A 15,531-nucleotide genomic window follows, 5' to 3' on the forward strand; every position below is an offset into this window, starting at 1 on the left:
AGTCCACCTCTCGATTATCTTGAATTCGAGATAATTGTAGCCTGTGGCAAAATTAAATTCAAGCTCTTTGACTTATTAATTTCTCGATTTTCACTATTTGGCTGTTCCTCATGGTCTTTATAAAATTTCGTAATCGTAAATACAGAAAATAAACAAACAGCTATAACAACAACAATAACTATTCCCACTATTTTTTTCCCATTCATTCGTTCTTATCCCCCGAATTACTTATTTCTTTTTACGAAAACCTTCTTCTAGTAAATATTCTTTCGCAGCTTCTTGTGTACCAAAGGCTTCCTCTAAATTTTCACCATGATAGACATTCCAAGAACGTTGCTCAAAGGCTAGCTTTAATTGAATACCTTCACGATTTTGCCAAATCTCTTCAATCGGATCTTGCTCTTCTTCTTCTTCCGATAAATATTGAATGGCATCTTCAATAATTTCACGAAGTTGTTGTTCATCGTAGTCACGAATATTGACTAGACCTTTATCACTTGCTTCTTTCTCGTAGCGCAATAAATCACCAACAAAGACGAAGCCGTTGCCATTTGGGTGTAGCTTTTCAACAACAATGGTCTTTTCGTAAAGGCTATCCATAAAGTGATAATTTAAGCGTTTTAATGAAATTTCCTTCTTCGTAAGTTCAGGAAATGAGTCGATGATGGCTTGCTTTTGTTCAAATGTTAGCATATAAAAATGCTCCTTTTCTATTCAATCTACCTTACAGTATAACTTATTCTTCCTGTTATATCGAAATAAAATAGGTAGTACTAAAAGTAAAGTTTGATGTCTATAACGTGTATGTTGATTTCCGTTCCGATTGGGCGCTTTCCTGGGGGCGTCCGATCTCCACTCCAATCAACTTATTCGCATAGCATACGTTTAAACAAAACGCCATCCCTAAATTAAGATGAGAGACCCAAATTAGAAAATCACATCACTATAACGTAGAAGGCGTTATCACAGGACGTGACGCTTTTAGCCTTCTTTCCTCTATTACTAATCCCTAAGGAGTCACCCAGTAGGAACGAAGATCAACGTATATACATGACATACTCTTTAACAAAATTGATGATGAGACAAGAAATCAGAGCCTAATCATTTTTCCTATAAAGACAAAAAAATCCGCTTAAACTCCCAGGAAAAAGCAAGAGCACAATGATGTTGCTCATACCTTGTCCACGGAAAGCGAAGCGGATTTTACCTTTTACAATTATGCCAGAATTCTTACGGAAGACTTCCCCAGTCCCCCACAATTCATAACATTTTATCTTTTACAAACTGAATAACATGAGCAACGTATAGTTCACGGTAAGGGACAAATTGTGCTGTACTTACTGGACGCACAACTTTCGCTCGTTGACCATCAGGGAAATATTCATAGCCTTCATTATTCAGAGTAGCTGTTTCTCCTAAAAAGAATGCCTCTGCCTCATCGAGTTTTGCTCGAACGACCCCTGACACTTCCTCATACTGCAGTTCAAATGATTCCCAATCATGTTTGAATGGATATATATAAACATGACAAAATTCATTGTCTATCATGTTTTCCGAAACGATACTACAAGATGTCATGCCCATTTTAACAACTTCGTGTACGTCGACATCGAGCCCTAGCTCTTCCTTCACTTCACGAATTCCTGATTCTACTGTCTCCACAGCTAACAGATGCCCTGCCGCTGTAATATCAAGCAAGCCAGGGTAGTCCTTTTTTTGGGAACTACGGATTTGGAAATAGATATAGTCCTTATTGACAAGCCAACAGTGGAATGTTTCATGCCACAGTCCTTTTTCATGTACCTCTGCTCTCGTTGCTGTCCCAATCTGTTCATGCTGTTCATTAAAAACTTTCACAATTTCTTGTTCCATTTTTTCGACTCCTATACAGACTTCGTAGCCTTTTTCTTAATCACGTTACGTTCATCATAAATATTGGATGCGATCACTTTTAATACTGCATAAAATGGTACAGCAATGATAATACCGATGAAACCTGCAATATTACCTGCTGCTAAAATAACTGTAATAACTGTTAACGGATGTATATCGAGTGTTTTCCCCATTACATTAGGCGTTATAAAGTTACTATCGATTTGCTGCGCCACGAGTGTGACAACAGACACCCATATGACTAACACTGGATCCTGAACAATGGCCACAATCAGTGCTGGTGTAAAGGCAATCCATGGTCCAATAAACGGAATCATATTCATAAAGAACGCGAATATAACAAGTAGCAACGAATAATCTAAACCTATAATTAAATACCCAACATACATAATGAGTGCTAGTAAAAAACTAATTTGCAGCTGTCCTTGAATATAGTTACGTAAAACACCATCAATTTCACTTAACGTTTTCTTCACCCATTCACGACGTTCACCACTAAAATATTTATAAATCGATGGTGCAAATTTTTCATGATCCTTCAACATAAAAATAAAGAAGAATGGAATTAAAATAGCTAATAAAGAGGCAGATACAACTGATTGTAAAAACGATACTAGCCCCTTACTTGCCACAACGGCAATATCCTGCACAGAATTCGCCATATTGTCGATAAAGTTTTTTAACTGGGGTGGTAAGCTATCCTGGTTATAGTTATTTAGCACATAATCAGCTGCCTCTTGAATGCTAGCACTAATCTTTGGTACATTTTTCACTAAATTATTAACCTGCTCTGCAATCGGATTACCAACGATCCAACCAAAGCCACCAACGAACGCTATGAGTCCAATGACTATCGTTAATATACTTGCCCATCTCGGAAATTTACGCTTCTCTAAAAACCTTTGAATCGGTTCCGTAACATAATACAAAACACCGCCAAGTAACAAAGGTATAAAAATAGCCTTTAAGATAATTACAAGCGGCGAAAAAATCCAATGAATCTCTATAAAATATTTAATGACTAGTAGAACAAGCAAAACCCCTACGCCTACTTGAAACCAAACTTTCCTCGTCACTTTCTTCACTTCCTTTTATCACAGTTACTGAAAATACTACTTATATATTAACCATTTCGCAAGTATCCTACTATTTAATTTCCAAATAAAAGAGTTTCTAAACTGAAAAATTCGCAACTCACCAACGGGCAATCCTCGCAAGCCCCTCAAATGCTATAGCATCTGAGAAAGCTCGGACGGATTGTTTTCCCACAGGAGTGTCGCGAATTTCCACTAATGTCGCATAACGTAGTAGTCTATAATTTTGTGTCTTCTACTGAATTTAAGTAATCTTCAATATCACCAATAACCGATTCAACACAGCCGTCCTCAAATGGTGAAATTAAGCCTGCTTCTTTCACAAGCTTCGTAAAGGACATAGAGCCACCTAAACCACATAAATGAACATAGTCCTTCCAAGCAACTTCAAATTCTTCACGTGAACGTTTCCAGAATTGGAATGCACAAATTTGAGCTAACGTGTAATCAATGTAATAGAACGGACTTGAATAAATATGTCCTTGACGTTGCCATATACCGCCTGCTTCTAGATAGCTATTATGATCATAGTCACGATGTGGTAAATATGTTTCCTCAATTTTTTTCCACGCAGCTTTACGTTCAGCTGGTGTCATATTCGGATTTTCATAAATCACATGCTGGAACTCATCAACTGCAACACCGTAAGGAAGGAATAACAAGCCACTACTTAAGTGTGTGAACTTATATTTTTCCGTGTCTTCCTTAAAGAATAGCTCCATCCATGGCCATGTGAAAAATTCCATACTCATCGAATGAATTTCACAAGATTCATATGTTGGCCATAAATATTCTGGGATTCCGATGTTACGACTTGAATAGACTTGAAAAGCATGTCCAGCTTCATGTGTTAACACATCGATATCGCCTGAAGTACCATTAAAGTTCGAGAAGATAAATGGTGAGTGATAGTTTTCAATAAATGTACAGTAACCGCCACTCTCTTTTCCTTTCTTCGCCACTAAGTCCATTAATTCATGATCAATCATAAAGTTGAAAAATTCACCAGTCTCAGGTGATAGCTCTTCATACATTTTTTTACCGTTCGCAACAATCCATTCAGGATCGCCTTTTGGTGTAGCATTTCCTGATACAAAGTTGAATGCTTCATCATAGAATTTAAAATCAGAAATACCAATACGCTTTGCCTGACGCTCATATAATTTTGTGGCAATAGGTACGATTAAATCACGAACTTGGTCACGGAATTTCTTTACCATCTCTGCATTGTAATCAATGCGATTCATTCGAATATAGCCTAGCTCGACATAGTTTTTATAGCCTAATTTAACAGCGATTTCATGGCGCACCTTAACTAGCTCATCATAAAGTCGATCAAATTCCTCTTCATGATCAGCAAAAAAGCCAAAGCGTGCATCCGTAGCCGCCTTACGCACTTCACGATCAGTAGACTCTGCATATGGTCCAAGCTGAGCAAGCGTTAATGTTTCACCATTAAAGTCAATTTGCGCAGAGGCAACAAGTTTATTGTATTCTGAAACGAGCTTGTTCTCCTTTTGCATTAGATCAATGACTGCTGGTGAAAAGCCTTTAATTTGATAGGTTGCTAAATCAAATAATTGCTGACCCCATTTTTCTTCTAACTGCTCACGAAATGGTGAAACGATTAGCGCTTTATAATATTCTGTTGTTACCTCTTCCAACTCAGGTCCAACTTCGTCAAAATAATCGCGTTCTGCATGATAAAATTCATCATTTGTATCAATCGAAGCACGAATGTACACTAAGTTTGCCATTGTAGCGTAATCATTGCTCAATCCATTTAATTTTTCAATTATTTCACTTTGCTCGTCCATCGTTTGAGCATTTTTAAATTGGTCAATTAAGGATAATTGTTGCTCTTTCATTGCCTCGATATTTGGACGGCTGTATTCATAGTCTTTAAACATTTTCATAGAAGTCCCCTCTTTCTGTCATATACCCCGTGATATTTCTATTATATGCCAAATCTATACTATTAAGAAACAAATTAATAGCCAATTATATAGGTTTTTAATAATGCTGCCCTTTCACGTAGATTTAACTTTATTTCCACTGATTTCGGTGTTTTTGCCGCAACGACATCTACTTCAAAACCTAAAGACTCAGCTAAATATTTTGCACGCTTTAAATGAAAATCATTAGAAAGAATCGTTATTTTCTTAGTTCCTTTAGGCAAAAGTTCTTTAGAAAATAGTAAATTCTCATAAGTTGAAGTAGATTGGTCTTCTACTAATATTCTGTTAGTATCTATCCCCTTGTCCTGTAAGTATTTAAACATTACTGAAGCCTCTGTCCGATCTTCATCCGCTCCTTGCCCACCTGAAACAATTACTTTCACATGAGGATATTTGTTTAAATACTTTACAGCCTCTTCTAATCTATTTTCCAATGAAAGCGATGGGATTCCACCCGCTTTTACCTTCGCTCCCAGGACAATCATGTATGTAGCTGTTCCGTTTGCAGCCGGCTGGGCACCTTTTTTCATCTCCTCGCCGAGCCAAATATAAACAGCTATACAAATAACGAGCAGTACAACCCCTAATCTGATTAACCATTTTTTCACATTACATCCCCCCTTTACCTTTACTAACGATTAGACAAAGAAAAAGATGCTTGTACTAGAATTACTGTACAAACATCACGATTGATTATCTTAATATAAAGCGCTTAATAGATTCCTGTAACGCCGTTATTTCATCTGTTAAATCACTAGAAGATTCACTAACAAGCTGAATGGCACGCTGTTGTTCATCAACAGATGCTGTTACTTCCTCTGATGCAGCAGCATTTTTCTCACTAATCATTGCAATACTTTCGATAGATTGCATCATGTTATCCTTTGAGCTATTCAAATATTCTACTCCCGCAGTCATTTCTCCAATAACAGAAATAATTTTCTCTACGGCCAATTCAATTTCCTTAAAGGACGACTCTGTGATGGCAACCGAATCATTTTGCTGATGAACAATGACATTTGTTTTTTTCATCTCATCGTTCACTAAATTAGTTTCACTTTCGATTCCCTTTAAGGTTGTGCGCACTAGCTCAGTTGCTACAGATGTTTGGTCCGCTAGCTTCCGCACCTCCTCAGCAACGACTGCAAAGCCCTTGCCATGCTCACCAGCTCTAGCCGCCTCTATCGATGCATTCAATGCAAGTAGATTCGTCTGATCAGAAATTTCGGTAATGGTACCGACAATGCCTTCAATTTCCCTTACTTTCACAATTAAGCTATTAAATACAGCATAAACATTATTAATCAATTCCGAAGACTCGTGTGATGTCTCTTTTAAGCGGTTTAAATTTAAGAGCCCCTCTTGATTTGATCGTTTCATATGTTGAGATGCATCAAGCATTACTTCATTTTTGTCATGCAATACCTCAATCTGCTGGGCAAAATCAACGGCAGTTCGATTCGTATCTTCAGCATCTGAAGCTTGCTTTACCGCACCGTCCGAGACCTCATTTATCGCTTTTACTATTTCATCTCCATAAGCGTTTGTTTCCTCTGCCACAGATGTTAAATTTGACGATGTCGATTGAATTTCTACAATAGCTTCCTCTACATCTGTAATTAATGTTTTCAGTTGATCAACCATTTCATTAAATCCTTCATTTAACTGACCAATCTCATCTGAACGTTGTAGATTTTCAATTTCTACAGTTAAATTCCCCTTTGCTACCTCGCGTACGCGTTTAGATAGTTTTTTCACTGGTAAAGCTAAATGTCTCGAAATCATTATGACAACCACAGTACCTATAATAATGGCTCCTAATAATGTAATACCAATAACGAGTAATAATGAATTAGCTTCTTTATTAAAGTCTTGCATATATGTACCCGATGCAATGATCCATCCCCAATTAGGATCCTTTACAGAATAAATTATTTTTGGAGCTATTACATCTTGACCCGGTAGCGCAAACTCATATTGTGTAAATCCTCCACCAGCAAGTGCTTTTTCGATTACTTCTCGGATAAAGTAATTGCCACTATTATCTTTATCATTCCATAAGCTATCCCCTTCTCGAGTCGGATGGGTTGTTAATGTCCCTTTCTCATCTAAAACATATACATAACCATACTTCCCTAAGTCTCCAGGGTAATTAATTGGCCTTTTGCCTTCACTATCCTTAGGCCCTAGAAGTGCCTCCCGCACCCGTTCCTGTGCAACTTCCAAAGGAACGTCGCCTCTTTTAACACTCTCATTTGCAAGCTCGATTAATTGCAAAGTAGATTCAACACTATTTTTGATAACTTGTTCGCCAATATTCTCCATTCCTTTATTCGCTTTGTTATAACTAACCAACCCTATTACTAAACTAGGAATAATTAATAGTGCTAACGAAATGATAATTAGTTTCCCCTGTATCGAACGTGAAAACTTCATGCTTTAGCCCCCCCTTTTCTCTTCGTCACTATGACTATTAATCTATATTATGTTATGATTTGAAATTTTTCACAATGGGTAAAACGTAATTTATGTATGAATTATTCGCCTTTTTACCCAGATATGCTTCATCACCATAACGTTGATGGGTAGGCTGGGGCGCTTTCCTGAAGGCGACCGATGAGCTAGAAAAACAGAAAAAACTATCTTTCTACAGCGATATGCCTTATAGAAAAATAGTTTTTTGATTTTATTCTATTTACCTATGATATGATCATAATCCAAGTCACTAAAGCTATTAAAGTAGCTAAAAGAGTTGGGATTGTTAAGATAATACCTATCTTTAAATACTGAACCCAGCCAATTTTTATCCCTTTTTGCGCCAGTATATGGAGCCATAACAATGTTGCAAGTGAGCCAATAGGTGTCATTTTAGGACCTAAATTAGTGCCAATGACGTTTGCATAAATAAGCCCATCTTTAATAATGCCAGTTGCACTAGTTTCAGCAATAGCTAATGCATCAATCATGACAGTTGGTAGGTTGTTCATAATAGCTGACAAAATTGCTGCTACAAACCCCATCGTTATTGTCGATACCATCAACCCTTGTTGTATCGCGTGCTCTAATAAACTTGCTAGCAATCCAGTCATTCCTACATTTTTCAAACCGTAAACAACGACATACATACCGATAGAAAAGAACACAATATTCCACGGTGCCCCTTTCACAACTCTCTTTGTATCTACAGTATGGCTACGTCGTGCAAGTAAGAAAAAGATAGCCGCTACACCACATAAAATAAATGACACAGGAATTTTGAAAAACTCACTCGTAAAGAAACCAACTAATAATATCGCTATAACATACCATGATAATAAAAATAATCTCGTATCACGAATTGCCAGCTTTGGATTATCAACTGCTTCAAGTGAATATTCTTTTGGAATCGAACGACGAAAGACTATATAAAGTATAGCAATGCTTGCCAGTAAAGAAACTAAGTTCGGTATCAGCATATGTAAGAAATATTCCATGAATCCAATATCGAAATAGTCTGCCGACACAATATTTGTTAAATTACTAATGACTAACGGTAATGATGTTGTGTCTGCTATAAAGCCACTTGCAATAATAAATGGAAAGACCATTTTATCGCTTAAATTTAACTTACGGATCATCGCTAGAACGATTGGTGTTAGTATTAGGGCTGCACCATCATTTGCAAATAACGCTGAAACAACAGCACCTAGACAGGAAAGATAAATGAATAAGCGGATACCACTTCCCTTGGCGATGCGTGCCATATGGAGGGCAGACCATTCAAAGAATCCTATTTCATCTAAAATAAGTGAAATGAAAATAATCCCTATAAACGATAACGTTGCATTCCAAACAATCCCTGTTACCTCAACAACATCTTGCCAAGTAACAACCCCGAGCGACAACGCAATTGCAGCACCAATACAAGCAGACCAGCCGATTGATATTTTACGTGGCTGCACTATTACAAAAAATAAAGTTACTAAAAATATAGCAATCGCTAAAAGAGCTTGCACCGTTTTCCTCCCTAATTAAAAACCAGTAGCTTTAAAAATTGCTACTGGTTTTATAATTTATATTATTCGCCTAAATCTGCATTATGGTAAACGTTTTGGACATCCTCTAAATCTTCTAATGCATCAATTAATTTTTCAAATTTCGCAACATCGTCACCAGTTAATTCTACTTCCGTTTGAGGAAGCATTGAAAGCTCTGCTACAGTAAATTCTTCAACACCAGCTGCTTTTAAAGCTTCTTGCGTTGCAAAGAATTGTTCTGGCTCTGCATAAATAATAACAGCTTCATCTTCTTCTAGAATATCACGAGCATCAATATCTGCTTCCATTAAAATTTCAAGAACTTCATCTGCTGATTTACCTTCTAAACCGATAACTGCTGTTGAATCAAACATGTAGGCAACAGATCCACTGACACCCATATTCCCATTATTTTTACCGAATGCTGCACGTACATCTGAAGCAGTACGATTAACATTATTCGTTAAAGCATCAACGATTAACATAGTACCAGCTGGTCCGAAACCTTCATAACGTAATTCGTCGAAGCTTTCATCGCCGCCACCTTTCGCTTTATCGATTGCTTTTTCAATAATATGTTTAGGAACACTGTATGTTTTTGCTCGTTCAAGAACAACTTTAAGGGCACGGTTTGACTCAGGATCTGGTTCGCCTGATTTAGCTGCCACATAAATTTCACGTCCGAATTTTGCATTGATACGGCTTGTGCTTTGGTCTTTAGACGCTTTCTTTTCTTTAATATTATTCCACTTACGACCCATAGTTTCCACTCTCTTTCAAATTAAAAGTTTATCAAAATAATAGATGTACACTTGCACATCTGTAAATGGTGATTAAATACTTCTCGTATCTTTACTCTGAAAATAATAACACAAATGATGCTTACAAAGCTAGATATGCCAATGTTTAAGGTCGTTTTCTAAAGAATAAATTTTTAAAAAATCAGATCATCACCATAACGTGTGGTTGATTTCCGTTCCGGCAGGGCGCTTTGTTGCTGTCGCTTCGCTTTCGCTGCAGGGTTTCGGGCCAACACGAGGTTGGTCACGAAGGCGTTATCACAGGATGTGATGCTTTTAGCCTTCGTTCCTCTATTGCTGATCCCCAAGGAGTCGCCCAGCCTCCACTCCAATCAACTTATATACATAGCATACGTTTTGAATGTCATCCTCAACTTTTGGTGTGGTCCAGAAAATTGTTTCACTTAGAGGCACTTTACAATTGGTTTTCTACTTTGATTTTTTCTAATAGTGCATGACAACCTTCTAAGGCTAAATCATAGGTTTCTTGAAAATCTCCCGTATAGTATGGATCAGGCACGTCTTTTCGATGGTCGGTTAAATCTAAAAAGCGGAAAATCTTTAGAGAATCAGGATTGCCAAGCATCGTTCGGATGTTACGTATATTGCTTTCATCCATGCCAATAATGTAATCAAAATTTTCAAAGTCAGCTTTTTGTAATTGTCGTCCTTGCATACCCTTCGTTGAGATGCCATATTCTTTTAGCTTATCTTGTGTTCCTCTGTGAGGTGGTTCGCCAATATGCCAAGAGCTTGTTGCAGCCGAATCTAACTCAACTTTATGACTTAAATGCTCTTTTTCAACTAAATTACGCATGACCGCTTCAGCCATTGGTGATCGGCATATATTCCCTAAACACACAAAAAGTACTCGAATCATTTTTATATCCTCCTCAATCAATTTCGCTTGGCGTAACTGTTGCTGTCGCTTCGCTTTCGCACAGAAAATATTGCTGAATCCAAGATAAAGCACTCAAAATCAATGATTCTGAGTGCCTTCTAAGCTGTCCAGCATATAACCAGTAGGAAGCTACTCCACTTCAAAAGGTTGTGAAGGTTTGTATTCTTCACAGGGAGTCCTTTAAATATGTTTCACTTTATTTCTTTTCTGCCGCAATTCGCTTCTCTAATTCTTCAGTTAACGTTACTAATTCATGTTCAAGGCGATGTGTAAATTCCTCGCGCCCTTCTTTACCTTTGCCTGTCACATAAAATGGCTCTCCATAAATTAGATAACCCTTACCGCGCTTAAAAACATCGCCAGCATTACGCGCACCAACGTAAGCAGCTGGTACAATTGGAGCTTTAGACAACTGTGCTATAGTAATTGCACCTTGCTTTAAATCCGAACCCTCAGCATTTCTTGTACCAGATGGGAAAATCCCTACGATTTTACCCTCTTTCAATAACTGTGAAGGGATTTTAATAACACTTGGTCCTGGATTGTCACGGTCAACCGGAAAGGCATTTAAACGCTCTATAAGCCACCCAAGGCCTTTTATATCAAACAATTGCTTTTTAGCCATAAAGTGAATTTCTCGAGGAGTCATTGAAACCCCAAGATTTAAAATATCAACATAGCCTGTGTGCGTACATGCAATAATAAACCCACCTTCCTTCGGTAAGTTTTGCTCCTCATATACACGCGCCTTTGAGCCCGTTAATTTTAATATCACTTTGACAAGATTTGCTATAAATTTATACACTGTTCATTCCTACCTTATTTTCAATAGTTATTCCCATTGTAATCGAAAAGACCAGTATACTGCAATTGCTTGTGAAATAACTAGACTCTTCCCACTAATACATCAACATCAATCGTAATTTCATTTAACTGAATATTAGCGTCTTCTTTTTTATGCCAGCCCATCGGTGTCATTTCAAGCAGAGCCGGTACAAGCTCTGTAGCTAGCGGTACCGTATACGTAATACGGTCTACACTAACATCGGCAAAGCTTTCTTTAAACCGAGCAACGATTTGTTCATTCGAATACGACTCTTTTGTAGAATCCGCATATAATTGTGATCGAAGCTCATGTAGATACCCGCTTTGAGGTACAACCTTAACAACACAACCATTCTGAGTTAATAAACGTTTAAACTCTTCGTAATTGGCAGGCGATAAAATATTTAATATGGCATCGAAGCTTGATTTGGCAAATGGACTTTTCGCTAAATCACCAACACACCAAATTTGCTCTGGATAATGTCGGGATGCAGCAAGTATGCCTTCTTTCGCTATATCAATACCTATGCCAATACTGTTATCTTTTTTATCTTCCATAATACGGGCTAAATGCGAACCCTCACCACACCCTGTATCAAGCACGGTTTCTGCATTAGCAATCAGCTCTCCGATTTTATCTTCTACTAAATCATAGATGCCACTATCAATAACCGCTTTTCGAGATTCAAAGAGGTCTTTACCGTACTTAGAAATAGCACCATGTGTCAGCATATTGACGTAGCCTTGCTTGGCAATATCAAAAGAATGATTTGAGGAACATACTAATCTACCCTGCTCAAATACACTCATTGACTCCTGACAAATTGGACAAGCAAAAAGTGTCATATTTTTATCCATTAAGGCTGCCCCTGCAGCTCTTTTAGAAAGTGCTCCCATTAATTCGTCTCCTTTTGTTCTGTAGGTGAAACAAGTGCAAAACGCTCCCACTTACGACTTCTCCATCTAAAGTATACAATAATGGCTCGCATCCATTCATCTGCCGAAATCGCTAGCCAAATACCTACTAACCCCCAATGTAAAACGAATACGAACAAGTACCCGAGTGGGAGGCTCATACATACCATTGATAAGAAACCGATTTTCACCGGGAATCTTGCATCCCCCGAGGCACGCAATGAGTTAATAACTACAATATTCATTGTACGCCCTGTTTCAAGCAGAATGCTTAATGCTAGGACAGATGCCCCGATGGCTATTACCTCTGGATTATCAGTGAAAACGTGCATAAGTTGCTTACGGAATATCGTCACAACTACAACCATAGTTATCGTAAAGGCAAAAGCTGCTCGTACACTTAACCAAAGCTGATGATAAGCTTGATCTTTTTTACCAGCACCGACATTTCGCCCAATAATTATAGCTGTGCCCGTCCCGATTGCAATCGCAAATAAATACGTAAACATCGAAATATTCATAGCATATTGTCTTGCAGCAAGTGTCTCTGTGCCTAAATACGTTGCATAATAAAGGAAGACAATCTGACAGAACTGATAAAGCACCTGCTCAAATGCTGACGGTAAGCCTATATTTAATATTTTTTGAACATATTCCTTTGAATACTCGAAATAATATTCTAACTTCACCCTTACTTCCATCACTTGATACAACAGCCAGAAAAACACAAGAACTGCTAATCCCCGACTTACAACTGAGGAAATAGCCGCTCCTTTTACACCTAACTCCGGTAATCCTAAGTTACCAAAGATTAAACCGTAGTTTAATACAACGTGTAGCACATTCATACCTAGTGATACATACATCGTTTGCTTTGTCCATCCATGTACACGGATAATCGCTGCTAACGCATTTATAATTGCCTGTAAAAAAATAAAGCTTCCTATGATTGCCAAATAGCTTTGGGCATATTTAAGCACTTCTCCCTGCAAGTTCATCATGGTCATTAAATGACTCGAAAAGAAGAAAAATAAGACACTCATCATTAGTCCAACGACTAAATTCATCGTTACTGCTAAAGCAGAAATTTTCGCAGCTTCAAAAAAGCGCCTTGAACCTAAGTATTGAGATACAACAATGGAAGCACCATTACCAACTACCTCAAGTATTAAAATTGCAATATGAATATACTGATTGGCTGCACCAACCCCTGATACTGCATTATCTGATAAAGCACTAAGCATAAAAGTATCTGCTAGTCCCATTAACATAAATAAAAATACTTCTAAAAATATCGGCCACGTTAAATGGAACAAGCTTAACTTATTTGTCTCTTTTATATCACTTTCTCTTACTGTGTCTGACAATTTCAACTTCTCCTATACGCTTCATAAGAATTTTACGGGCAGTTAATCTCCCAACTACCGATTTTGAGATGAGAGTTTTGTACCTGACACTTCGCTTTCGGTACAGTTAAATGACTGCCCGTTACAGCGGGATAAAAATATATAGTATCTTATCATAGATTTTTAGGGTGTAAAGAGTATTTATAACGAAACATTGTAAAGGTAGTATAATACGTAAAAAATCCCTCTCACAATTTTATGCGAAAGGGTTTCTTATCATAGTAAGCAATGGTCATGCAATTGCTTACGTTTTTCTGTTGTTAAACCAAACTCTTGCTCTAAAAAAGCAGTCTTAGAACCATATCGGTTATCCATTGCATCAAATGCCGCTTGTAAATAGTCCTCACGGGCAGACATTAAGGCGTAAAATTGCTGTAATTCTCGATCGCTATAATCTTGCTGAATTGTCTGAGCCATTCGTTCTACTAAGGGACGTAGATGTACATTTGTATCTAAATAGTCCTCCATGATCGTTTCCTCAGGTACATCTAACGCCAGTAAAATAAGTGCGCTGCCAATACCTGTTCGATCCTTCCCAACCGCACAATGGTGAACAAGCCCTAAATTTTCAGGTTGTTGAATCGTTGCTATTAACTTTTTAAACGAGTCATTATTAAAAGGCATTTGTGCATAAAATTCTCGGAACATCTCTAGGCTTACAACCTTATAAAAATCTTTTCCACCAGTGTTTGTAGGCATCTCAAAAGCATGATTTCCCTTTGCTGGTATTTGAATATACTTGGCATACGGAAATACCGGATTAGGATTATTTTGAGCCTCATGGTTGTCTCGATAATCAAAAATTGTTTTCACACCTAGCGTTTTAAATAGCTCCTTATCTGTTTTCGTCATTTTACCAAGTGCTGCTGAACGATAAATCAAACCATTCTTAACAGTACGCCCATCTCTCGACTTATAACCACCCATATCACGAAAATTATAAACTGCTTCAAACGGAACAATCTTCATATCAAACTGTTTCATTCACTGCACCTCTCTCTGTTAGCAAGCATGCTTACCTCTATATTATAGAACAATTCGATATAATACCAATTTTCGCACTAGGGAATGTCATACGCTACTTTGAACGCTGAGGGAGGGATTTCAGCGAATCTTTATTGAAGCGGGGAGATGGCCGTATTACCTGATCACTTTTTCATCAAAGCGGAGCAGTTATCCACTCTAACCGATCACTTTTTCATCAAAGCAGAGCAGTTATCCACCTTACCTGATCACTTTTTCATCAAAGCAGAGCAGTTATCCACTTTACCTGATCACTTCTTCATCAAAGCGGAGCAGTTATCCACTCTAACCGATCACTTTCTCTTCAAAGCAGAGCAGTTATCCACTTTACCTGATCACTTCTTCATCAAAGCGGATCAGTTATCCACTCCAACCGATCACTTCTGCTTCATAGCGGAGCAGTTATCCACTCTAACCGATCACTTTCTCTTCAAAGCAGAGCAGTTATCCACTCTACCTGATCACTTCTTCATCATAGCGGAGCAGTTATCCACTCCAACCGATCACTTCTGCTTCATAGCGGAGCAGTTATCCACTCCAACTGATCACTTCTTCATCAAAGCGGAGTAGTTATCCACTCTAACCGATCACTTCTGCTTCAAAGTGGATCAGTTATCCACTCCAACCGATCACTTTCTCTTCAAAGCGGATCAGTTATCCACTCCAACCGATCACTTTCTCTTCAAAGCGGATCAGTTAT

The 15,531-nt window shown here is 37.9% G+C and carries 15 protein-coding genes; 1 reads left to right on the forward strand and 14 read right to left on the reverse strand.

The window, feature by feature from the left end; genetic code table 11:
- Positions 1 to 14: 14 nt before the first annotated feature.
- From ABH966_RS16155 to ABH966_RS16220, 14 genes are all read right to left on the reverse strand, one after another.
- Positions 15 to 206, reverse strand: a complete 192-nt coding sequence (locus ABH966_RS16155) for a hypothetical protein (protein WP_370080073.1) — start codon at positions 204 to 206, stop codon at positions 15 to 17.
- A gap of 22 nt (positions 207 to 228) precedes the next feature.
- Positions 229 to 693: a hypothetical protein gene (locus ABH966_RS16160; protein ID WP_370080075.1), complete on the reverse strand. Its 465-nt coding sequence runs from the start codon at positions 691 to 693 to the stop codon at positions 229 to 231.
- A 567-nt stretch (positions 694 to 1,260) separates the two neighbouring features.
- The gene (locus tag ABH966_RS16165; RefSeq protein WP_370080077.1) at positions 1,261 to 1,872 is read right to left on the reverse strand and encodes an NUDIX hydrolase; all 612 of its coding nucleotides are present in this window, start codon (positions 1,870 to 1,872) and stop codon (positions 1,261 to 1,263) included.
- A gap of 11 nt (positions 1,873 to 1,883) precedes the next feature.
- Positions 1,884 to 2,969: an AI-2E family transporter gene (locus tag ABH966_RS16170; RefSeq protein WP_370080079.1), complete on the reverse strand. Its 1,086-nt coding sequence runs from the start codon at positions 2,967 to 2,969 to the stop codon at positions 1,884 to 1,886.
- Between the two features lie 236 nt (positions 2,970 to 3,205).
- Complete coding sequence (locus tag ABH966_RS16175; protein WP_370080081.1) at positions 3,206 to 4,903, reverse strand: M3 family oligoendopeptidase; 1,698 nt, start codon at positions 4,901 to 4,903, stop codon at positions 3,206 to 3,208.
- Between the two features lie 74 nt (positions 4,904 to 4,977).
- Entirely contained in the window at positions 4,978 to 5,553 is a 576-nt protein-coding gene (locus ABH966_RS16180) for a YdcF family protein (RefSeq protein WP_370080083.1), read from the reverse strand.
- Between the two features lie 85 nt (positions 5,554 to 5,638).
- The gene (locus tag ABH966_RS16185; RefSeq protein ID WP_370080085.1) at positions 5,639 to 7,381 is read right to left on the reverse strand and encodes a methyl-accepting chemotaxis protein; all 1,743 of its coding nucleotides are present in this window, start codon (positions 7,379 to 7,381) and stop codon (positions 5,639 to 5,641) included.
- A gap of 263 nt (positions 7,382 to 7,644) precedes the next feature.
- The gene (locus ABH966_RS16190; protein ID WP_370080087.1) at positions 7,645 to 8,940 is read right to left on the reverse strand and encodes an arsenic transporter; all 1,296 of its coding nucleotides are present in this window, start codon (positions 8,938 to 8,940) and stop codon (positions 7,645 to 7,647) included.
- A gap of 62 nt (positions 8,941 to 9,002) precedes the next feature.
- The gene (locus ABH966_RS16195) at positions 9,003 to 9,722 is read right to left on the reverse strand and encodes a YebC/PmpR family DNA-binding transcriptional regulator (RefSeq protein ID WP_370080089.1); all 720 of its coding nucleotides are present in this window, start codon (positions 9,720 to 9,722) and stop codon (positions 9,003 to 9,005) included.
- A 454-nt stretch (positions 9,723 to 10,176) separates the two neighbouring features.
- A complete protein-coding gene (locus ABH966_RS16200) occupies positions 10,177 to 10,641 on the reverse strand; it encodes a low molecular weight protein-tyrosine-phosphatase (RefSeq protein WP_370080090.1) in 465 nt (154 codons plus the stop codon).
- A gap of 217 nt (positions 10,642 to 10,858) precedes the next feature.
- Entirely contained in the window at positions 10,859 to 11,467 is a 609-nt protein-coding gene (locus ABH966_RS16205; RefSeq protein WP_370080092.1) for a lysophospholipid acyltransferase family protein, read from the reverse strand.
- 80 nt (positions 11,468 to 11,547) lie between these two features.
- The gene (locus ABH966_RS16210; protein ID WP_370080094.1) at positions 11,548 to 12,384 is read right to left on the reverse strand and encodes a putative RNA methyltransferase; all 837 of its coding nucleotides are present in this window, start codon (positions 12,382 to 12,384) and stop codon (positions 11,548 to 11,550) included.
- On the reverse strand, positions 12,384 to 13,769 hold the full coding sequence (locus ABH966_RS16215; RefSeq protein WP_370080096.1) for an MATE family efflux transporter: 1,386 nt from the start codon (positions 13,767 to 13,769) through the stop codon (positions 12,384 to 12,386). The genes ABH966_RS16210 and ABH966_RS16215 overlap by 1 nt, the downstream gene beginning before the upstream one ends.
- 255 nt (positions 13,770 to 14,024) lie before the next feature.
- The gene (locus tag ABH966_RS16220; protein WP_370080098.1) at positions 14,025 to 14,792 is read right to left on the reverse strand and encodes a tyrosine-protein phosphatase; all 768 of its coding nucleotides are present in this window, start codon (positions 14,790 to 14,792) and stop codon (positions 14,025 to 14,027) included.
- Between the two features lie 147 nt (positions 14,793 to 14,939).
- On the opposite strand from ABH966_RS16220, the gene ABH966_RS16225 reads away from it, so the two are divergent.
- On the forward strand, positions 14,940 to 15,401 hold the full coding sequence (locus tag ABH966_RS16225; RefSeq protein WP_370080100.1) for a hypothetical protein: 462 nt from the start codon (positions 14,940 to 14,942) through the stop codon (positions 15,399 to 15,401).
- Positions 15,402 to 15,531: the final 130 nt, after the last annotated feature.

Source organism: Lysinibacillus sp. RC46 (assembly GCF_041262385.1).
Taxonomy (GTDB): Bacteria; Bacillota; Bacilli; order Bacillales_A; family Planococcaceae; genus Lysinibacillus.